Genomic DNA, 20,424 nt, shown 5'->3' on the forward strand with positions numbered 1-20,424 from the left:
GCATGCCGGTGGTGGTCGTGACGGGAACCGGGACGGAGATCGGCAAGACCGTCGTCACGGCGGCGGTGGCCGCGGTCGCGCTGGCGCGTGGGCGTACGGTCGCGGTGCTCAAGCCCGCACAGACCGGGCTCGAACCGGGTACGGCGGGTGACGCGGCGGAGGTCGCGCGGCTGGCGGGGTCCGTCACCGCCGTCGAACTGGCGCGGTTCCCCGACCCGCTGGCCCCGGCGACCGCGGCGCGGCGGGCCGGCGCGGCGCCGGTGCGGCCGGAGGAGATCGCCGAAGCGGCCGAGAAGCTGGCGGCCGAGCACGATCTGGTGCTGGTCGAGGGCGCGGGCGGACTGCTCGTACGGTTCGACGGGACGGGCGCGACGCTCGCGGACGCGGCCCGGCTGCTGGGGGCCCCGGTGCTGGTGGTGGCCCCCGCCGGGCTCGGCACGCTCAATATGACCGCGCTGACCGCGGAGGCGCTGCGGGCGAGGTCGCTGACGCTTGAGGGCGTCGTGATCGGCAGCTGGCCGGCCGTGCCCGACCTCGCGGCGCGCTGCAATCTGGCGGATCTGCCGGAGTCCGCGGGTGCGCCGCTGCTGGGCGCGGTGCCTGAGGGCGCGGGCGCGCTGGCTCCCGGGGAGTTCCGGGAGCGCGCGGTGTCCTGGCTGGCGCCCCGGCTGGACGGACGGTGGGACGCGCGGACGTTCGCGCGGGATGCGGAAGCGGCGGGCGTATCGGGCACGACGACAGGCGTATCGGGGGCGGCGGGGGCGTCCGGGGCGGCGGGAACTCCGTAGGGGTTGCCCGGCCGGCCCCGGACGCTCCAGCCGCGCGGTCCGGCGGCGATGTCATGGACGTCGGCCGTGCCGTCCTTGACCAGTTTCGCCAGGTCCCGGACGCGTTCGGGCGAGGTCGCGCCCCGCGGTCCGCTCGCCAAACCGTTCGCCCCGGCCGTACGGCCGATGGTGGGATTGCCCGTATGAACGATTTTCGGATACGGGCCGCGACGCCGGCCGACCTGGACGCGGTGCCGGCCTTCTGGAAGGACGCCGCGGAGGGCACCAGCATCACGGACGACCGCGACGGCATCGAACGGCTCGTGGCCCGCGACCCCGAGTCCCTGATCCTCCTGGAGCGCGACGGCGCGATCGCGGGCACGGTGATCGCGGGCTTCGACGGCTGGCGCTGTCATCTGTACCGGCTCGCGGTCCATCCGGACCAGCGGCGCCTGGGGATCGGCACGGCGCTGCTGACGGCGGCGGAGGAGCGCTTCGTACGGCTGGGCGGGAGGCGTGGTGACGCAATGGTGCTGGACGGCAATGAACTGGCGCACCACGCCTGGCGCGCGTCCGGCTACGCACCTCAGCCGCAGTGGACCCGCTGGGTGAAACCGCTGGGTGACGGCTGATCCGTCGGCACTGCCCGCCATCGATGCCGGACGGCCGATGTCGCGCGGTCCTCCCCTCGCTGACCGATCCTGGGACGGAGGTGAATCGATGACCGAGGTGCTTCTGCTCGTCGTGGCGGTGCTGCTGTCGCTCGCCTGCGGGGCCTTCGTAGCGGCGGAATTCTCCCTCACCACCGTCGAGCGCGGGGAGCTGGAACGGGCCGCCGAGCGCGGGGAGCGGGGAGCCGCCGGCGCGCTGAAAGCCGTACGGAGCCTCACCTTCCAGCTGTCCGGCGCCCAGCTGGGGATCACCGTCACCAATCTGGTGGTGGGCATGCTCTCCGAGCGGTCCATCGCCACGCTGATCCGCGGACCGGTCGAGGCCGTGGGGCTGTCCCCCTCCGTCTCCTCCTCGGTGGCGCTGGTGATCGGTACGGCCCTGTCGACCCTCGTCCTGATGATCGTCGGCGAGCTGGTCCCGAAGAACTGGGCGATCTCGTCACCGCTGGCCGTCGCCAAGGTGGTGGCGACCCCCCAGCGGTATTTCAGCGCGGTCTTCCGCCCGTTCATCGGCCATCTCAACAACACCGCGAACCGGATCGTGCGCGGGTTCGGCCTTGAGCCCGCCGAGGAGCTGGCCTCCGCCCGCGGCCCGCAGGAGCTGGCCGCCCTGGCACGGCACTCCGCGAAGAAGGGCGCGCTGGAGGCGGACACCGCCGAGCTGTTCGTACGGACGCTCAGCCTGTCCGCGCTGACCGCCGAGAACGTGATGACCCCACGCGTGCAGGTGATGGCCCTCGATGTGCGCGCCACCGCGGAGGATGTCGCCAACGCCAGCCGTGCCACCGGCCTGTCGCGCTTTCCCGTCTACCGGGGCAGTCTCGACACCGTCGTCGGCACCGCGCACATCAAGGACGTACTGGCGCTCCCCGCCGAGCGGCGGACCCGGCAGCCGGTGGCCGGTCTGCTGCGCGAACCGCTGCTCGTGCCGGAGACCCTGACGGTGGACCACCTCCTCGACCGGCTGTCGGGCGGCGTCACGATGGCCGTCGTCATCGACGAGTACGGCGGGACGGCGGGCGTCGTGACGCTGGAGGACATCGTCGAGGAGGTCGTCGGCGAGGTGCGCGACGAGCACGATCCGCAGGAGACCCCCGGGCTGGCGCTGCTGGGCGAGGACGCGGAGGGCCACGGGCTCTGGTCGGCGGACGGCGCGGCGCGGGCCGACCAGCTGAGGGCCGTGGGGCTGCGGATGCCCGAGGGTCCTTACGAGACGCTGGCCGGTCTGGTCGCCACGGAGCTGGGCCGTATCCCCGCCGAGGGCGACCGTCTCGAACTGAACGGCTGGGAGCTGGAGGTCGTGGACGCCACGGGCCGGCGCGCGGCCCGGCTGCTGCTGCGCGCGCCCCTCGCCACGGCCGGGGACAACGGTGAGGGGGAGGGATGATCACCGCGCTCCAGTTGTTCATCGGTCTGCTGACGCTGGTCGTCAACGCCTTCTTCGTCGCGTCCGAGTTCGCCCTGATCTCCGTACGCCGCAGCCAGATCGAGCCGGAGGCGGAGGCCGGCAACCGGCGTGCGCGCAGCGTCATCCGGGGCCTGGAGCATGTGTCGGCGCTGCTGGCGGCGGCGCAGCTCGGTATCACGCTGTGCACGCTGGTGCTCGGTATCGTCGCCGAACCGGCCATCGCGCATCTGCTGGAGCCCGTCTTCGACGCGGTGGGAGTGCCGCACGGCCTGGTGCATCTGATCTCGTTCCTGATCGCGCTCACCCTGGCCACCTATCTGCACATGCTGCTCGGCGAGATGGTGCCGAAGAACGTCGCTCTGGCCGGTCCCGTGCGGGCGGCGCTGCTGCTCGGCCCGCCGCTGGTCGCGCTGGCGCGGGCGCTGCGCCCGGTGATCTTCACGGTCAACGCCATCGCCAACGCGCTGCTGAGGCTTCTGCGGGTGGAGACGAGGGACGAGGTGACCGCCACCTTCTCCGACGACGAGCTGGCCCGTCTGGTCACGGACGCGGGTCACGCGGGGCTCCTGGACGACCGGGCGGCCGAGCGGCTGCACGACGCGCTGGAGCTGGGGCGCAAGCCGGTGCGCGAGGTGGTGATGCCTCTGGAGCGGGTGGTCACCGCGCGGCTCGGGATCACCACGGAGGGGCTGGAGCGCCTGGCGGCGGAGACCGGGTTCTCGCGGTTCCCGGTGGTGGACACCTCACTCCGGATCCTCGGCTATCTCCATGTGAAGGACGCGCTGGACGCCGTACCGCGCGACGAACCGATCCCCGTCCAGGGGATGCGGACGATCGCGCGGGTACGGGCCACGACGCCGATGGACGACGTGCTGACGGCGATGCGCCGCAGCCGGACCCATCTGGCCGCGGTCGAGGACGAGGAGGGCAGGCTCGAAGGGCTGGTGACGATGGAGGACGTACTGCGCGAGCTGGTCGGCAAGCACGCGTAGTCCCGCCGGATCTCCTCGCGGTCCCGGCAGGGCCCTCGCGGTCCCGGCAGGGCCCTCGTAGTCCCGGCAGGGCCCCCTGGGGCGCGGTCCATACCGAGCGGTACGATCGCTCCGCCATGGAGATGAATGCCAACTACACCAGTTTCGTCGCGGTCGGTGACTCCTTCACCGAGGGCATGTCCGACCTCCTCCCCGACGGCTCGTACCGCGGCTGGGCGGATCTGCTCGCCGGCCGGCTCGCGGCCCGTACCCCCGGGTTCCGGTACGCGAATCTCGCCGTACGCGGAAAGCTCATCGGCCAGATCGTCGCGGAACAGGTGGACGCCGCCGCCGCGATGAAACCGGACCTGGTGACGCTGGTCGGCGGGCTCAATGACACCCTGCGGCCGAAGGTCGACATGGGGCGGGTGCGCGGGCTGCTCACCGAGGCGGTGGAACGGCTCGCCCCGGCCTGCGGACAGCTGGTGCTGATGCGCAGCCCCGGCCGGAACGGCCCGGTGATGGAGCGGTTCCGGCCGCGCATGGAGGAGCTGTTCTCCTTCGTGGACGAGCTGGCCGCGCGCCATGGCGCGCTGGTCGTCGATCTGTACGGGGTTCCGGCGCTCGGTGATCAGCGGCTGTGGGACGCGGACCGGCTGCATCTGACCGGCGAGGGCCATCGCCGGGTCGCCGAGGCCGTCTGGCAGACGCTGGGGCTGGCCCCGGAGGACGACTGGCGCGCGGAGCTGCCGCCTGCCGTGCCCGCGGCGTGGCCCGCGCGACGGACGAGCGACATCCGGTTCGCCCGGCGGCATCTCGGGCCATGGATCATGCGCCGGGTCACGGGGCGCTCCTCGGGGGACGGCCGGCCCGCGAAGCGGCCGGAGCTGCTGCCGTACGAGAACACTGGGGCCTGACACCACACTGGGGCCTGACAGCACACCGGCGCCTGTCCCCGGCCCGCGGGGGCTCTCGTAGCAAGCCACAACAGCGCCCACGGCGCCGGCCTGCACAAACCGCCTATAGAATCCCTTCACGTGACTGCCAAGCCTCGTATCCCCAATGTCCTTGCCGGCCGCTACGCCTCGACGGAGCTGGCCGTGCTGTGGTCGCCCGAGCAGAAGGTGAGGCTGGAGCGTCAGCTGTGGCTCGCCGTGCTGCGGGCCCAGCGGGACCTCGGGATCGAGGTGCCGGAGTCGGCGCTCACCGACTACGAGCGCGTCCTCGACCAGGTCGATCTGGCGTCGATCGCCGAGCGCGAGAAGGTCACCCGGCACGATGTGAAGGCGCGGATCGAGGAGTTCAACGCGCTCGCCGGCCATGAGCAGGTGCACAAGGGGATGACGTCCCGCGATCTGACGGAGAACGTCGAACAGCTCCAGATCCGGCTGTCCCTGGAGCTGATGCGGGACCGCACGGTCGCGGTGCTTGCCCGGCTCGGCAAGCTCGCGGGCGAGTACGGGGAGCTGGTCATGGCCGGCCGCTCGCACAACGTCGCCGCGCAGGCCACCACGCTCGGCAAGCGGTTCGCGACCGCGGCGGACGAACTGCTCGTCGCGTACGGACGCCTGGACGACCTCCTCGGCCGCTACCCGCTGCGCGGGATCAAGGGCCCGGTCGGCACCGCGCAGGACATGCTCGACCTGCTGGGCGGGGACACCGCGAAACTGGCCGAGCTGGAACGCCGCATCGCCGGTCATCTGGGCTTCGCCGAGGCCTTCACCTCCGTCGGCCAGGTGTATCCCCGCTCGCTCGACTACGACGTGGTGACCGCGCTGGTGCAGCTGGCGGCGGCGCCGTCATCGGTCGCCAAGACCATCCGGCTGATGGCCGGGCACGAACTGGTCACCGAGGGCTTCAAGCCCGGCCAGGTCGGCTCCTCCGCGATGCCCCACAAGATGAACACGCGTTCCTGCGAGCGGGTCAACGGCCTCATGGTGATCCTGCGCGGCTACGCGTCGATGACCGGCGAGCTGGCGGGCGACCAGTGGAACGAGGGCGATGTCTCCTGCTCGGTGGTCCGCCGGGTGGCGCTGCCGGACGCGTTCTTCGCCTTCGACGGGCTCCTGGAGACCTTCCTGACGGTCCTCGACGAGTTCGGCGCGTTCCCCGCGGTCGTGGCGCGCGAACTGGACCGCTATCTGCCGTTCCTGGCCACGACCAAGGTGCTGATGGGCGCCGTACGGGCCGGGGTCGGCCGTGAGGCGGCGCACGAGGTCATCAAGGAGCACGCCGTGGCCTCGGCCCTCGCCATGCGCGAACAGGGCGCCGAGCGCAACGAACTCCTCGACCGGCTGGCCGCGGACGACCGCATGCCGCTCGACCGGGCCGCGCTGGACGCGCTGATGGCGGACAAGCTCTCCTTCACGGGCGCGGCGGAGGACCAGATCGCGACGGTCGTCTCCCGCGTCGAGGAGATCGTGAAGCGCCACCCGGAGGCCGCGGGCTATACGCCGGGCTCGATCCTGTGACCTCCTGATGAAGCCCGAGGAGCTGGAAGCCGCCCGCGACCGTGTCATCCCCGATGTGGTCGCGGAGGGCCTGCGTGTGCTGTTCTGCGGCATCAACCCGGGCCTGATGTCCGCGGCCACGGGCCACCACTTCGCCCGCCCCGGCAACCGGTTCTGGCCGGTGCTGCATCTGTCCGGCTTCACCCCGCGACAGCTGATGCCCGCCGAGCAGAACGAGCTGCTGACGTACGGCCTGGGCATCACCAATGTGGCGGCACGGGCCACGGCACGGGCCGATGAACTGACCGACGAGGAGTTCCGTGAGGGCGGCCGGCTCCTCACTGCGAAAGTGGCGCGGCTGCGGCCGAACTGGCTGGCGGTGGTGGGCATCACGGCGTACCGGACAGCCTTCGACGACAAGAAGGCGCGCGTCGGACCGCAGGAGCGGACGATAGGTGACACCCGGATCTGGGCCTTGCCCAACCCGAGCGGCCTGAACGCGCACTGGACGGCGGGGACGATGGCGGAGGAATTCGCGCGCCTGCGGGTGGCCGCGGTGGCGGCGTAGCGGTGGGGGACCGGGCGATCGGGACTCTTCGCCGAACACGCCCCAGAGCCTTTCGGGCGCGATGCGGTGCGCCGCGTGATGTGACCGAGCGGCCGGAGAACAATGGGACTCATGTCCCATATCGCGCCGGGTGGCGATCTGTCTCCGTTGAGCCGGGAGACGCCCGCTGAGCGGGCCGACCGCAACCTGCTCGAACTTCTCCAGGAACTGAGGGTCGTGCAGACCGGCGTGCAGATCGTCTTCGCCTTCCTCCTCGGCGTGGCCTTCACCAACCGGTTTCTGCACCTCGATCACTTCGAACGCGGCACGTATGTGGTCACGTTGCTGCTCACGGTGGTCTCCTCTGCGGTGCTCGCGACTCCGGTCGCACTGCACCGCGGCCTGTTCCACCGGGGCGCCAAGATCCGGATCGTCGCCCTGTCCGCGCGGCTCGCCGAGATCGGGCTGGTCTTCCTCGCCCTCTCGCTCAACGGCGTTGTTCTCCTGCTCATGGATGTTGTCCTCGGCCTGACCGCCGCCGTCACGATCACGGCCCTCACGCTCACCATGTTCACCGGCCTGTGGTTCGTACTCCCGAGAGCGCTGCGCCGCCCAGTCCCCTGACACGTATCAACGGCTCGATGACGGCGACGAGTCGCTGTGCGGAGGTCCGCGGCACTCGCAGCACCGGCGGGCACCGAGTAGCATCCGCCTACACGCGCACGAGCTGGGAGGACACACCGTGGGGCGGCTGACCGGTGGAGACCCTTCGCTCCTGCGGCGGATCAACTCCGCGGTGGTACTGCACTCCTTGCGGGACGCCGGTGATCTCACGCTGACGGATCTGACCCGGATCACGGGGCTCTCCCGGCCGACGGTCGAGGGCGTGGTGGAAGGGCTGATAGAAACGGGCCTGGTCGTGGAGTCCGCGCCGGCGGAGGGCGGGACCCGTAAGCAGGGCCGCCCGGCGCGCCGGTTCCGGTTCCGGGCCGAGGCCGGTTATCTGCTGGGCATCGAGATCGGGCCGCACCGCGTGGCCGCGCTGATCTCCGGGCTGGACGGCCGGATCGTCGGCGCCGGATCACGGGTGGTCTCGGAGACGGCCGACGCGGACGAGCGCCTGGAACGCGTACGGCTCGTCGTCGCCGATGTGCTGCGTCGCACGGGGGTGTCACGCGGCGCGCTGCGCGCGGTCGGGGTCGGCAGCCCCGGCATCGTGGAGGCCGACGGGACCGTACGGCTGGGCACCGCGCTGCCGCAGTGGACGGGGCTGCCGCTCGGCGAGCGGCTGCGGCGCTCGTTCCGCTGTCCGGTGCTGGTGGAGAACGACGCCAACGCGGCGGCCGTGGCCGAGCAGTGGAAGGGCGCGGCCATCGACTCCGACGACATCGTCTTCGTACTGGCCGGGCTCAGCCCCGGGGCGGGCTCCCTGATCGGCGGGCGGCTGCACCGCGGCTTCGGCGGGGCAGCCGGCGAGATCGGCGCGCTGCATCTGCTGGGGCACGGCGCGGCGCCGGAGACGCTGCTGTCGACGACGGACGAGCCGCTGAGCCCGCTCGACGAGCAGGCGGTGGCGAAGGTCTTCGCCGATGCCAAGGGCGGGGACGTCCGGGCTCAGGAGGCGGTCGAGCGGTTCACCGAGCGGCTGGTGCAGGATGTGGCGGCGCTGGTGCTGGCGCTGGATCCGGAGCTGGTGGTGATCGGTGGCTGGGCCGCCGGGCTCGACGGCGTACTGGACCCGCTGCGTGACGCGCTCGCCAGCTTCTGCCTGCGCCCGCCGCGCGTCGCGCTCTCGCTGCTCGGCGAGGCGGCGGTGGCCACGGGTGCGCTGCGGCTGGCGCTCGACCATGTCGAGGAGCAGCTGTTCGCGGTGGAGGGTACGGTGACGGCCCGCCGCTGAGCGACGGGCCGTACGGACCGGGCAGGGTGAACGGGTTCAGGACGCGCGGCGTTCCTGCGGCTCCTCGCTGATCTCCAGGTCGCCGGAGTCCCCGAACGTGAGCCGGCAGGTGTCGGCGCGGTACGTGGCCACCGATACCGCGGCGGTACGGCCCGCCACGACATAGCGCGTCGTGACGACGAGGACGGGTGCGCCGGGCAGCCGGTCCAGCTCCCTGGCGTCGTCCGCGCGCGCGGAGCCCAGTTCCACGGCGCGGTCCTGGCCGTCGAGGCCGAGGCGCTGAAGCTCACGCAGGACGGCGCGGGCACGCGCCGGGCCCTCGGACGCGTCGATGGCCGACAGCTCGGGCACCGACGAGGCGGGTACGTAGAGCAGTTCCGCCGCGACGGCCTGGCCGTGGGTGGAGCGGACCCTGCGGACGGTGTGGACCTCTTCATCGGCGGCCGTCTCCAGCAGCCGGGCCACCGCGGCGGGCGCGGGCGCCTTGGCGCACTCAACGGGCTGCCAGGCGTCCTGTACGGTGCCCGGCCATTCGTGCTGGGTGGTGGAGACGTCGACGCCCACGCGCGGCGGCGCGACGGTCGTACCGACCCCGCGGCGGCGCTGGAGCCGGCCCTCCAGCTCCAGCTGTTCGAGCGCCTGCCTGAGCGTGGCGCGGGCGACTCCGAAACGGGCGGCCAGATCACGCTCGTTGGGCAGGACCTCCCCCACCGCGAAGTCGGAGTCGAGCGCTTCGCCGAGCACGGTCTTGAGGTGCCAGTACTTAGGCTCCGGCACTGCTTCCAGCTGCGTGGTCCCCACCCTGATCCTCCGCAATCGCCGTCTCTCCGGCGGGTTTTCCGTGCCCTTGTTTATTAAAGGTTCCTGCACTAAATAGTGACGATAGGACGGGCCATCCGGTTGGTCAAGACCAATCCTCCGCCGGTCACGCAGAGAAGTCACTCTCGGACGCAGGGTGTTCACAGTACGTTCGTACGCTGGTGAGGCGCGCGTGACACAGGCCCGGCCGTCCGGATCGGATCCGGAGTCAGGTGTCCCGGGTAGCGACGAGCAGGGCTTACGCGGAGGGGCGCTCCAGGACGGCTCCACTGAGCTTGTCCGGATTCCGCACGATGTAGACGCACTCCACTTTGCCGTCCCTGATCTCCAGCTGGAGGACGAGATCGGGTACTCCGCCGGCGAGGACGAGCACCGCGGGGGCGCCGTTGAACTCCATGGCCCGCAACTCGAACAGCGCCGCTGCCTCCGCGACGGCGAACATGAACCGGCCCACCTTGTCGGCACCCTCGATGACCCGCAGCGGCGCCTTGGCCTTGCCTCCGCTGTCGCCGACCAGCCGTACGTCGGGGGCCAGCAGGGCGAGCAGCGCGTCGAGATCGCCGCCACCCGCGGCGGCGAGGAACCGCTCGGTGAGAGCGCGGCGTTCGGCCGGGTCGACGTCGTATCGCGGCCTGCGTTCCTCGACATGGCGGCGGGCCCGGCCGGCCAGTTGTCTGACGGCGGCCTCGCTGCGCTCCAGGGTGACGGCGATCTCGCCGAACGGGAAGCCGAACGCCTCGCGCAGCACGAACACCGCGCGCTCCAGCGGCGAGAGGGATTCGAGGACGACCAGCACGGCGACGGACACCGAGTCGGCGAGCACGGCGCGCTCGGCCGTGTCGGGGAGGGCGGGTCCGAAGTCGGTGACGATCGGTTCGGGCAGCCAGGGGCCGACGTAGGACTCGCGCCGCGCCTTCGCCTGCCGGAGCCGGTCGATGGCGAGGCGCGTGGTGATCCGTACGAGATACGCGCGCGGCTCGCGGATGTCCGTGCGCTCGGCGGCGCTCCAGCGCAGCCATGCCTCCTGCACCACGTCCTCGGCGTCGGCGACCCCGCCGAGCATGCGGTAGGCGACCCCGGTCAATACGGGCCGGTGCGCTTCGAATTCGTCGGTGCTCGCGGTGTCGGTCGCCACGTTCCCATCCCAGCCGATGGGCGCACCGGTTGTCCAGGCGATTGGGTCCTGGCCGCCGTACCCGGAGGGAAGATCCCGGGAACGGCGGGTTCCGCGGTGCGACTGGTCATCGGGTACGCGCAGTTGACGCCGGGCGGGATCCAGCGCGGGGTACGGCTGCCGGCCGGGGCCGCCGAGGGGTGGGGCGCGCGGCCGGTTGTTCACCCGGGGTTCGTGCTCCGGCCGCCGCCGGGCGTTAGGCATGGCGTGACACCCCGGCGCACCATCTGCACAGGAGACGCATCGATGTCGCACGACTCCGGCAACACCTCCCCGGTTTCCTCTTCCTCTCCCTCCCCCGACGCTCCGAGCGGCCCCGGCCGCCGCGGTGTGCTGCGCGGCTCGCTCGCCGCCTCGGCCGTGCTGGCGCTGCCCGGTGCCGCGCTCGCGGGCGCCGCCCCCGCCCAGGCGCTGTCCGGCCGGCCGCGCGCCGCCTGGGGTGTGCAGGCCGGCGATGTCACCTCCTCGTCCGGGCTGGTGTGGGTACGGTCCGACCGGCCGGCCCGCATGATCGTGGAGACCTCGGCCACCGAATCGTTCCGGCGCGCCCGCTCCTGGCACGGTCCGCTGCTCGGCCCCGGCACCGACTTCACCGGTACGGTCCCGCTGCGCGGACTGCCGGCCGGCGAGCAGGTGCACTACCGGGTGACCCTGGCCGATCCCCACGACCCGCGCCGTACCGGCGAGCCGGTGTACGGCACGTTCCGTACGGCGCCCGCGAGGCGCCGTCAGGGCGTGCGGTTCGTGTGGTCCGGCGATATCGCGGGGCAGGGCTGGGGCATCAACCCGGACATCGGCGGCTTCACCGTGTACGACGAGATGCGCCGGCTCAACCCCGACTTCTTCCTGTGCAGCGGCGACACGATCTACGCGGACGGTGTGATCGAGCCGAGCGTGACGCTGCCCGACGGCCGTGTCTGGCGCAATGTCACCACTCCGGAGAAGGCGAAGGTCGCGGAGACGCTGGCCGAGTACCGGGGGAACTTCCGCTACAACCTGCTCGACGAGAACGTACGGCGCTTCAACTCCGAGGTCCCGTCGATCACTCAGTGGGACGACCACGAGGTGCGCAACAACTGGTACCCGGGCCAGATCCTGGACGACGTGCGCTACACCGAGAAGAACGTGGATGTGCTGGCCGCCCGCTCCACGCAGGCGTTCCACGAGTACTTCCCGATCTCGACGCCCGCGCGCGGGGCGGACCGGCGCGTCCACCGTGTGGTGAACCACGGTCCGCTGCTCGATGTGTTCGTCCTGGACATGCGGACGTACCGCAACGCCAACTCGCCCGGCCGGCAGACCGACGACACCAACGGCATCCTCGGCGCGGAGCAGCTCGCGTGGCTCAAGCGCGAGCTGTCGCGGTCGCGCGCGGTGTGGAAGGTGATCGCCGCCGATATGCCGATCGGACTGGTCGTGCCGGACGGTACGGCGAACATCGAGGCGATCGCCCAGGGCGACCCGGGCGCTCCGCTCGGCCGGGAACTCCAGATCGCCGAGCTGCTGCGGTACATCAAGCACCAGCGGATCACCGGCACGCTGTGGCTGACGGCGGACGTCCACCACACCTCGGCGCAGCACTACACGCCGGAGCGGGCCGCCTTCAAGGACTTCGCGCCCTTCTGGGAGTTCGTCTCGGGCCCGATCGCCGCGGGCCAGTTCCCGGCCAGCAAGCTGGACGACACGTTCGGTCCCGACCGGGCCTTCGTCAAGGCGCCGCAGGGCTCGAACCTCTCCCCGATGGAGGTCCCGCCGCTCTTCGGCGAGGTCGACATCGACGGCGCCGGCGGTGAACTGACGGTCCGGCTGCGGGAAGAGGGCGGAACGGTGCTGTTCACGAAGGTGCTCCAGCCGGGGAAGGTCGGCCAGTAGGAGCCGCGGCTCCGCCTGCCGGGGTTCGCCCGAAGTCGATTGTCAGTGCCGGGATCTAACGTCTTTTCCATGACGCGATCCGTACAGGCGCTCGCCTATTCCCGTCCGTCCGCCCTGGAGAGTGCGCGGGGCGGACGGCTGCTCGGCCTGGAGACCTCGGGCGGGCTCACACCCACCGGTGCCGAGGCGCATCCGCGCTTCTTCTCCGGGTTCCTGTCCTCGCCGCGGGCCGCCGCCCGGGGGCTGCTCGCGGTCGCGGATGTGGCGGGCGCCCGGTACTACCAGCAGGTGTCGCGCGCGTCGCTGGATCCGGTGGTGACGGGCAACGGCGACCGGCTGCGCTTCGAGTCGTTCTCCGGCTGCTGCGGGGTGTACGCACGGCTCGATGTGGGGCGGGACGGGCTCGACGGCGCGGAGACCGGGCATGGCACGACCAATGTGGACGTGAACAATCCGCTGCGTGCGGCCCTGTCCCGGATGATGGGTGACGATCCGCTGCATCTGCGGGTGGGGCCCGACGAGTTGGCGGTCACCACGCTGGACGGCGCGGTGGTGGAGAAGAAGGTCCCGCTGCCCGACCGGTGGCTGCGCGGCTTCGCCGAGGCGCAGGTGGTCTCGGCCGGTTTCGATCTGCGGGCCGAGCTGACCGCCGCCGAGGCCGTCCGTTTTCTGCGTTCGCTGCCACGTGGCTCGGGCAGTTCCTCGCGCGGGGCGATGTGGGTCGTACCGGCGGGCAGGACGCTACGGCCGACCACCAGGCCGGCGCCGGGGGCGGTATGTCTGCCGGGTCCGCACCGGCTGGTGGCGTTGCAGCGGGTGCTGCGGGACGCGACGGCGCTGCGGGTGTACGGGCCGGTGGCCGACGGAGCCGCGACGGCGAGCGCCTGGGAGGTGGTGCTGCCGGGGATGCGGCTCACGCTCACCCTGTCGCCCGACCCGGCGCGCGGATTCTCCGGTGAGGGCGGGGTGCTGGAGGCGCTGGCGACGGAAGAGGCCGCCGAGGACGCCGAGTTGGTGTCCGTACTGCTGGCGTGGGAGCCGCGGATCGACCCGGTGGAGCTGGCCGCGCGGGCGGGGCTGACGGTGGAGCGGGTACGGGCCGCGCTGATCCGGCTCGGAACGGCGGGCCGGGTCGGCTACGACATCGCGGACGCCGCGTACTTCCACCGGGAGCTGCCGTATGACGCGGACCGCGCAGAGCGGCACAATCCACGGCTGGTCGCGGCGCGCGCCCTGGTCTCCTCGGGGGCCGTCGTCCTCGATGGCGATCCGGCGTCGGTGGCGTCGGGAGAGCGGCGCTACCAGGTGCGGGAAGCCGACGGCGTGCTCAGCTGCACCTGCCGGTGGTGGGCCGACTACCGGGGGAAACGCGGGCCGTGCAAGCACGCGCTGGCCGTCCGGATGGCGCGCCGCGAGGCCGTCGTGACCGTGAGCGGTGTGCGATGAGCGAACTGCTCGATGTCGTACGGGCCGGCCGGGCCGATGCCGTTCCCGGGCTGGTCGGGCCTATGACGGCGGCGGACCGCAAGGAGGCGCTGGCCGCGTTGAAGGCGCTCCGCGAGGAGCTGCGCGACTGGCCGTGGGACCGGTGGCGGGAGCGCAGACGGATTCAGCGGGCGCTGGTGGTCGCCGGGGCGGGCTGTCATACGGGGGCCGCGGCGACGGCGGCGTGGATCGGCGCCCGCGATCTGCGCGAGGGTTTCTCGCTGCCGCATGAGCTGATGCTCGGCCTTCTCTCGGACCGCGAGCCGGGCTGGCTCGGCGATGTCGCGCACCGGCTCGCGGGCCGGGCGTCGACCGCGCGGCTCGATTACCCGTTCATCGCGGGCCTGGTCCGGCTGGCGGGATGTCCCGTACCGGACACGGACGAGTATGTGCATGGCTGGGCCGAGGCGGCTCCGTCCCATGGCCGGCTCCTGCCGGCGCTGCGGAAGGATCCACAGCTGCGGGTCATGGTTCCACGCCTGTTCGAGACGGCCGAACTGCCCAGCCCGCTCGTCCTGTACGGCGACATCACCGACCCGCGCCACTGGCCGTCGGTGCTCGCCGTCCTCGCCGAGGAAGAGGTGGTGGAGCGACGACTGCTGGTGGACGCCTCCGTGGCGCGGCTGCTGCGCGGCGGGAAGCCCGGCGATCTGGACTTCTTCCTGAAGCTGCTCGACCGGCTGGCACTGACCCCGGACGAGGAGCGCGCCCGCGCGTCCGACTGGATCGGTATGGCGTCGGACGGCACATCGACGGTGGCCGGGCACGCGCAGCGGGTGCTCGCCCGGCTGGCGCTCCGTGGCGCTCTGCCCATGCGGAGCCTGGCCGATATGTCGGCGTCGGTGCTGTTCCGGCCGGAGAAGAAGCTCGTCCGGGCTCAACTGGTGCTGATGGGCAAGGTCCTGCGCGCGGACGGCGGCGGCGCGGAAGCGCTGTTGCCCGTGGCGGCCGAGGCGTTCGGACATGAGGACGTGGGCATCCAGGAGCGGGCGCTGAAGCTGGTGGTCCGGCAGCTGTCCGCCGTCACGGCGGATCAGCGCTCGGAGCTGGCCATGGCCGCGGCCCGGCTGAGTCCGGTCCACCGAGCGCGGGCCGCCGAGGTCTTCGACGAGCTGCCGGTGGAGCTGGATTCCGGTCCGTACGAGGAGATCCTGCCGCCCGCACCGGAGCCGGCGCCGCTGGTTCCGTCCCCGTCGGATCTCGCGGAGCTGGTGGAGCAGACGTCGGCGCTGATCACCTCGGCCGGTGCGATGGCCGACTTCGAACGGGTACTGGACGGCCTGGTCCGGCACGCCTACCGGGACCGGGCGGCGCTGGCCGGCTCGCTGCGCGACGCGCTGGCCGCCTGCTGGTGGATGAAGGACGGGACGCCGCGCGATCGCGACGAGTGGTTGTCCCGGAACTCCGACGGGGTGGAGGTGGTGGCCGCTTCGGTGCTGGAGCGGGTGTCCACGAAGGCGCTGTGGAACGCGAACACCCGAGGGGTGAGCCGGGGATCCTGCGCCCACGCCACGCTGAACGGGGTGATCGACGCGCGGCTGTGGGAGGCCGCGTATCTGCTGCGTACCCGACCGCTGCCGTTCCTCCTCGCCACGCCGACCTGGGAGACGGGCGCGCTGGACCCCGATGTGCTGATGGAGCGGCTGGGTGAGTACCAGCGTCTGTGTGCCACGCCGGCTCCGGTCGACTTCGCCCAGGCGCTGCTACGGGTACGGCGCGGCCGGGACCCGGAGACAGCGCGCGCGGCGGCCGCGCTGGGCACCCCCGAGGGCGGCCGGCTCGCCGCCTGGCTGACCGGGGGCGGGACGTCGCTGCCCGCGCTCGATGGCGGTGCGGAGCGGGCGAAGACCACGATGGCCTCGCGACTGGGCCAGGGTCTGGCCATCCGGCGGCAATTCCCGCGAGCGTTCCGTTGGCTGGGCCTTCCGGACCTGCCCGCCGATTCGCGGTGCCATCACTGGAGCGGGGACCGACAAGGCGACTGGCCGGCCGTCCTGCCCGAGGACCGCGAGACGCTCGCCGCGTGGCTGCTGCCCGAGGTGACCGCCTGCGCGCGGGACGACCAGCGGGGCGGGTCCTGGTGGCTGCCGCCGCTCGCCGAGAGCGGTGGCCCGGCGGGCCGCTCGCTGCACCGGGGCGTGGCATACGGCCTCGGGGCGCGTCACCCGCAGGACCGGCTGTCTGCGGTGGACGCGCTGCTGGTGCTGGCCGCCCGCGGTGACCTGGACGGCGAGCTGCTTGGCCGGGAGTTGGCCTCCCTGGTGAAATCGGACCAGGTCAAGGTGAACCGGTGGGCCGACGCCGTCCGTACGGCCGCGGCGACCGGCGCCCACGCCACGGTCTGGTCCGTACTGGGCGCGGCGCTGCCCGGTCTGCTGGCTCCGGGGACCGCGCGTCCCGGGCTGGGGGAGATTCTTTCCGTGGCCGCCGAGTGCGCGGAGCGGTGCGGTGCCACCGGGGACATACCTGGGCTGGCGGAGTTGGCCGGGCGCGGGGGCAGCTCGCGGCTGGTCGGGGAATCGGCCCGGCTGCTGGCCACATTGCGCTGCTGAAGCGAACACTCCGCGCCAAATTTGACCAAAGACAGGCCAAAATGGAACAGATCCATCCTTAACCCATCAGTCACAAACCGTTCGTGATCACGCAACACCATTCCGTCAGAGTGAGGCCATGACCAATGTGACTTCCGCGAAGAGTGTCCGCCGTCCGCACCACTGGCGGCGGGACCTTGTTGAGCTGGCCGCCCTGTTCACCGCCGTGGCCGTCGCCGACGCCCTCGCGAACATGATCGCCCATGGACCCGACGGCGCGTTCCTGCTGGTCGCCTCCGCCGTGGCGCTGATCGCCACGGCCATGTTCCACACATGGTGGGCACGAAGGCACGGTCATGCCCCACCGCCGTCCGGCAGCCAGGCCCCGCCGGTGCCGGACGCGCGGAAGGGTGCGGGCCCGGCCGAATCGGTGGAGACGACGCTCTGGCGGATGCGGACCACCGTGCGGGACGAGCCGGGGAGTCTCGCCGCGCTGTGCACCGCCTTCGCCACGCACCATGTCGACATCCTCACCCTCCAGACCCATCCGCTGGCCGAGGGCACCGTGGACGAGTTCCTGCTGCGCGCGCCGTCCGTGCTCCAGGCGAAGGACCTCACCCGCGAGATCTCGGCCGCGGGCGGCAGCAGTACATGGATCGAGCGCGCCGACGCGCACGATCTGGTGGACACCCCGACCCGGGTGCTCGGCCTCGCCACCCGTACCGCGCTGGACGCCGCCGAACTGCCGCTCTCGCTGCGCCAGTTGCTCGGCCGCTGCACGATCCGCTCCCGGCCCGCCGGTTCCCTCGCCGACCGCGCCTCCGGCGGGAGCGCGCCCGTCGAAGGAGTGCTGGACGGAACGGAGATGCGGCTGCACGACCCGCACGGCGGCAGCGTCATCGTCGAGCGCCCCTATCTGCCCTTCACCCCGACCGAGTTCGCTCGGGCCCGGGCACTGGTCGAGCTGGACGCCCGGCTCGGCCCGCGTATCCCCCGCGGCCAGGACGTACTCACGCTGCCCGAGGGCGAGGAGATCACCGTCCGCCGCGCCGACCGCGGCGATCTCGACGCCGCGCTCGCCATGCACGCCCGCTGCTCCGAACGGACCCTGGGCCTGCGCTACCACGGCCCGGTCGGGGACGCCGACCGCTATCTGAACCATCTGCTCAGCCCGCGCTTCGGACGTACGCTCGCGGTCGAGACGGAATCCGGCCGCCTCGTCGCCCTCGGCCATCTGCTCTGGGACGGCGACGAGACCGAGGTGGCGCTGATCGTGGAGGACACCTGGCAGCGGCGCGGAATCGGTTCCGAACTGCTTGGCAGGCTCGTGGCGCTCGCCGTCGAGGCCCGGTGCGGCAGCGTGTACGCCGTCACGCAGGCGTCCAACACGGGCATGGTCGCGACCATGCGGGACCTCGGTCTGCCGCTGGACTACCAGATCGACGAGGGAACGCTGGTCATCACGGCCCGGCTGGAGCCGACGGCCGCGCCGGGGCTTCCTCCGTACGGCGATTCGGAGATGTTCGACCACGAGCAGGCCGATCGCTGAGTGCCCGGCCCGGACTGGACCCGGACTGGACCCGGACTCGGCCCGGACCCGGCCCGGATCGGGTGCCCCGGCGGTCCGGGTCCGAGGTGGTTACGGGCATCGGCTACGTCGTGATCCGGCCAAAATCGGCTGTGGTCCCGGTGCCCTGCTCTCCCTTCGGGCCGGGACCGCACCGCCCGCAGGGAGCCGATCGGCCCGGTCGTGGAGCGGATCCGGGCCTTTCCCGTGGCACGGGCGCTGTTCCGCGTCCTGGGAACTGCTCGGTGTCCCGGGCGCTGTTCCGTGTCCCCGGCACTGTTCCGTGTCCCGGGCGCTGTTCCGTGTCCCCGGCACTGTTCCGTGTCCCGGGCGCTGTTCCGTGTCCCCGGCACTGTTCGGTGTCCCGGGCGCTTTTCCGTCCCACCGGCCCGGACGACTGTCCGGTCCATGTCACGATGCCGGACAGGTCCACAGTCGCCCGCGCCGGCGCCGGGTCGATCTTCCGGAAGGGGCGGTCCCCCGATGTCGCCGTCATCGGCCATTCCGACCGATCCGCCGGGGACGAGGATGTGACGCGGAAGTTCTCCCTCGGAGAGGATGTCCGCATGTCAGCCACATCCGGCAGCGCGCTGCCCCGCCAGGTCGCCGACGCCTACGTCGACGCACTCATCGAACTCGACCCGATCACCGGAACCTATCTGGGCGTCGCGGAGAGCTCCCGTCGCCTGCCCGACTTCTCCCCGGCCGGACAGCAGGCTGTCGCCGATCTCGGCCGGGCGACCCTCGCCCGGCTCGATATGGCCGAAACGCTGCCGGGCGCGGACAGCGATGCCGAGCGGCGCTGCGGCCGGCTGCTGCGTGAGCGTCTGACGGCCGAACTCGCCGTCCATGACGCCGAGGAGGGGCTGAGGCTGGTCAGCAATATCCACTCGCCCGTGCACCATCTCCGCGACGCGTTCCCGCTGACCCCGGCCGAGACGGACGAGGACTGGTCGGCGATCGCCGAGCGGCTGCGGGCCGTGCCCGCCGCGCTCGCCGGATACCGCGAATCGCTCACCCTCGGCCTGGAACGCGAGCTGCTGGGCGGCCCCCGGGCCACCGCGACCTTCATCGGCCAGCTGACGGAGTGGGTGGGCGAGGAGAGCGGCTGGTTCGAGGAGTTCGTCTCCGCCGGGCCCGACTCCGTCCGTACGGAACTGGACGCCGCCGCACGCTCCGCCACCGCCTCCCTCGCCGAGCTGCGGGACTGGATGCGCGAGGTGTACGCGCCGGCCGTCGAGGGCGCCCCGGACACCGTGGGCCGCGAGCGCTACGCCCGCTGGTCGCGGTATTTCAACGGCACCGATCTGGATCTGGACGAGGCGTACGCGTACGGCTGGTCCGAATACCACCGGCTGCGCGCCGAGATGACGACCGAGGCCGGGAAGATCCTGCCGGGCGCGGGCCCCTGGGAGGCGCTTGCCCATCTCGATGAGCACGGGAAGCACATCGAGGGGGTCGAGGAGGTCAGGGTCTGGCTCCAGGAACTGATGGACGAGGCCATCGACGCGCTCGACGGCACCCACTTCGAACTCGCCGAGCGCGTACGGCGCGTGGAGTCCCGGATCGCCCCGCCGGGCGGCGCGGCGGCCCCGTACTACACCGGTCCCACCGAGGATTTCTCCCGCCCCGGCCGCACCTGGCTGCCGACCATGGGCGAGACCCGCTTCCCGGTGTACGACCTGGTGTCGACCTGGTACCACGAGGGCGTTCCCGGCCACCATCTGCAGATCGCGCAGTGGACCCATGTCGCCGATCAGCTCTCCCGCTACCAGGCCTCGGTCGGCCAGGTCAGCGCCAACGCGGAGGGCTGGGCGCTCTACGCGGAGCGGCTGATGGACGAGCTGGGCTTCCTGCCGGACGCGGAGCGCAGGCTCGGTTACCTGGACGCGCAGATGATGCGCGCCTGCCGGGTGATCGTGGACATCGGTATGCATCTGGAGCTGGAGATCCCGGCGGACTCGCCGTTCCACCCGGGCGAGCGCTGGACGCCCGAGCTGGCGCAGGAGTTCTTCGGGAACCACAGCGGCCGTCCCGCGGACTTCGTGGAGAGCGAGCTGATCCGCTATCTGTCGATGCCTGCCCAGGCCATCGGCTACAAGCTGGGCGAGCGTGCCTGGCTGCTCGGCCGGGAGAACGCCCGCAAGGCGCACGGCGACGCGTTCGACGCGAAGGCGTGGCACATGGCGGCGCTGTCGCAGGGCTCGCTGGGTCTCGACGATCTGGTGGACGAGTTGTCGAAGCTCTGACCCCGCGCCGGTA

At 72.1% G+C, this 20,424-nt stretch carries 16 protein-coding genes; 14 read left to right on the plus strand and 2 right to left on the minus strand.

Annotated features, from left to right (window positions below):
- Positions 1-2: 2 nt before the first annotated feature.
- The 9 genes from bioD (at position 3) to ACFRMN_RS31050 (ending at position 8,714) form a co-directional block, all read left to right on the plus strand.
- Complete coding sequence (bioD, locus tag ACFRMN_RS31010; protein ID WP_383025704.1) at positions 3-788, plus strand: dethiobiotin synthase; 786 nt, start codon at positions 3-5, stop codon at positions 786-788.
- A gap of 182 nt (positions 789-970) precedes the next feature.
- The gene (locus ACFRMN_RS31015) at positions 971-1,399 is read left to right on the plus strand and encodes a GNAT family N-acetyltransferase (protein WP_383025706.1); all 429 of its coding nucleotides are present in this window, start codon (positions 971-973) and stop codon (positions 1,397-1,399) included.
- An 88-nt stretch (positions 1,400-1,487) separates the two neighbouring features.
- Complete coding sequence (locus ACFRMN_RS31020; RefSeq protein WP_383025708.1) at positions 1,488-2,825, plus strand: hemolysin family protein; 1,338 nt, start codon at positions 1,488-1,490, stop codon at positions 2,823-2,825.
- The gene (locus ACFRMN_RS31025) at positions 2,825-3,838 is read left to right on the plus strand and encodes a hemolysin family protein (protein ID WP_383025811.1); all 1,014 of its coding nucleotides are present in this window, start codon (positions 2,825-2,827) and stop codon (positions 3,836-3,838) included. The genes ACFRMN_RS31020 and ACFRMN_RS31025 overlap by 1 nt, the downstream gene beginning before the upstream one ends.
- A gap of 116 nt (positions 3,839-3,954) precedes the next feature.
- Positions 3,955-4,734, plus strand: a complete 780-nt coding sequence (locus ACFRMN_RS31030) for an SGNH/GDSL hydrolase family protein (RefSeq protein WP_383025710.1) — start codon at positions 3,955-3,957, stop codon at positions 4,732-4,734.
- 120 nt (positions 4,735-4,854) lie between these two features.
- Positions 4,855-6,288: an adenylosuccinate lyase gene (purB, locus tag ACFRMN_RS31035; protein WP_383025712.1), complete on the plus strand. Its 1,434-nt coding sequence runs from the start codon at positions 4,855-4,857 to the stop codon at positions 6,286-6,288.
- A gap of 7 nt (positions 6,289-6,295) precedes the next feature.
- A complete protein-coding gene (gene mug, locus ACFRMN_RS31040) occupies positions 6,296-6,835 on the plus strand; it encodes a G/U mismatch-specific DNA glycosylase (protein ID WP_383025714.1) in 540 nt (179 codons plus the stop codon).
- Positions 6,836-6,946: 111 nt separating this feature from the next.
- Positions 6,947-7,438: a DUF6328 family protein gene (locus ACFRMN_RS31045; protein ID WP_383025717.1), complete on the plus strand. Its 492-nt coding sequence runs from the start codon at positions 6,947-6,949 to the stop codon at positions 7,436-7,438.
- Positions 7,439-7,556: 118 nt separating this feature from the next.
- Complete coding sequence (locus tag ACFRMN_RS31050; RefSeq protein ID WP_383025719.1) at positions 7,557-8,714, plus strand: ROK family transcriptional regulator; 1,158 nt, start codon at positions 7,557-7,559, stop codon at positions 8,712-8,714.
- A 36-nt stretch (positions 8,715-8,750) separates the two neighbouring features.
- Here the strand turns inward: ACFRMN_RS31050 and ACFRMN_RS31055 are convergent, their stop codons facing one another.
- Together ACFRMN_RS31055 and sigJ are read right to left on the minus strand one after the other, a co-directional pair.
- A complete protein-coding gene (locus tag ACFRMN_RS31055) occupies positions 8,751-9,515 on the minus strand; it encodes a GntR family transcriptional regulator (protein WP_383025721.1) in 765 nt (254 codons plus the stop codon).
- Between the two features lie 256 nt (positions 9,516-9,771).
- A complete protein-coding gene (sigJ, locus tag ACFRMN_RS31060) occupies positions 9,772-10,668 on the minus strand; it encodes an RNA polymerase sigma factor SigJ (protein ID WP_383025723.1) in 897 nt (298 codons plus the stop codon).
- Between the two features lie 285 nt (positions 10,669-10,953).
- Between sigJ and ACFRMN_RS31065 the strand changes: the two genes are divergently transcribed.
- The 5 genes from ACFRMN_RS31065 to ACFRMN_RS31085 all read left to right on the plus strand — a co-directional run bounded on the left by ACFRMN_RS31065 (position 10,954) and on the right by ACFRMN_RS31085 (position 20,411).
- Complete coding sequence (locus ACFRMN_RS31065; RefSeq protein WP_383025725.1) at positions 10,954-12,579, plus strand: alkaline phosphatase D family protein; 1,626 nt, start codon at positions 10,954-10,956, stop codon at positions 12,577-12,579.
- A 69-nt stretch (positions 12,580-12,648) separates the two neighbouring features.
- A complete protein-coding gene (locus ACFRMN_RS31070) occupies positions 12,649-14,025 on the plus strand; it encodes an SWIM zinc finger family protein (protein ID WP_383025727.1) in 1,377 nt (458 codons plus the stop codon).
- Positions 14,022-16,616, plus strand: coding sequence for a DUF6493 family protein (locus ACFRMN_RS31075; protein WP_383025729.1), 2,595 nt, complete (start codon positions 14,022-14,024; stop codon positions 16,614-16,616). Before ACFRMN_RS31070 ends, ACFRMN_RS31075 begins: the two co-directional genes overlap by 4 nt.
- A gap of 118 nt (positions 16,617-16,734) precedes the next feature.
- Positions 16,735-18,144 carry a GNAT family N-acetyltransferase gene (locus ACFRMN_RS31080; protein ID WP_383025731.1) on the plus strand — a complete coding sequence of 470 codons (1,410 nt, stop codon included), beginning with the start codon at positions 16,735-16,737 and terminating at the stop codon, positions 18,142-18,144.
- 584 nt (positions 18,145-18,728) lie between these two features.
- Positions 18,729-20,411 carry a DUF885 domain-containing protein gene (locus ACFRMN_RS31085; RefSeq protein WP_383025733.1) on the plus strand — a complete coding sequence of 561 codons (1,683 nt, stop codon included), beginning with the start codon at positions 18,729-18,731 and terminating at the stop codon, positions 20,409-20,411.
- The last annotated feature ends 13 nt before the right edge of the window (positions 20,412-20,424 follow it).

Origin of the sequence: Streptomyces sp. NPDC056835 (assembly GCF_042789485.1) — a bacterium.
In the GTDB taxonomy this organism is placed as follows: domain Bacteria; phylum Actinomycetota; class Actinomycetes; order Streptomycetales; family Streptomycetaceae; genus Streptomyces.

Coding starts and splice junctions, on each gene's coding strand:
- ACFRMN_RS31030 (WP_383025710.1), top strand. CDS start 3,955: ATGGAGATGAATGCCAACTACACCAGTTTCGTCGCGGTCGGTGACTCC.
- ACFRMN_RS31045 (WP_383025717.1), top strand. CDS start 6,947: ATGTCCCATATCGCGCCGGGTGGCGATCTGTCTCCGTTGAGCCGGGAG.
- ACFRMN_RS31080 (WP_383025731.1), top strand. CDS start 16,735: ATGACCAATGTGACTTCCGCGAAGAGTGTCCGCCGTCCGCACCACTGG.
- ACFRMN_RS31075 (WP_383025729.1), top strand. CDS start 14,022: ATGAGCGAACTGCTCGATGTCGTACGGGCCGGCCGGGCCGATGCCGTT.
- ACFRMN_RS31085 (WP_383025733.1), top strand. CDS start 18,729: ATGTCAGCCACATCCGGCAGCGCGCTGCCCCGCCAGGTCGCCGACGCC.
- bioD (WP_383025704.1), top strand. CDS start 3: ATGCCGGTGGTGGTCGTGACGGGAACCGGGACGGAGATCGGCAAGACC.
- mug (WP_383025714.1), top strand. CDS start 6,296: ATGAAGCCCGAGGAGCTGGAAGCCGCCCGCGACCGTGTCATCCCCGAT.
- ACFRMN_RS31020 (WP_383025708.1), top strand. CDS start 1,488: ATGACCGAGGTGCTTCTGCTCGTCGTGGCGGTGCTGCTGTCGCTCGCC.
- ACFRMN_RS31015 (WP_383025706.1), top strand. CDS start 971: ATGAACGATTTTCGGATACGGGCCGCGACGCCGGCCGACCTGGACGCG.
- ACFRMN_RS31070 (WP_383025727.1), top strand. CDS start 12,649: ATGACGCGATCCGTACAGGCGCTCGCCTATTCCCGTCCGTCCGCCCTG.
- ACFRMN_RS31065 (WP_383025725.1), top strand. CDS start 10,954: ATGTCGCACGACTCCGGCAACACCTCCCCGGTTTCCTCTTCCTCTCCC.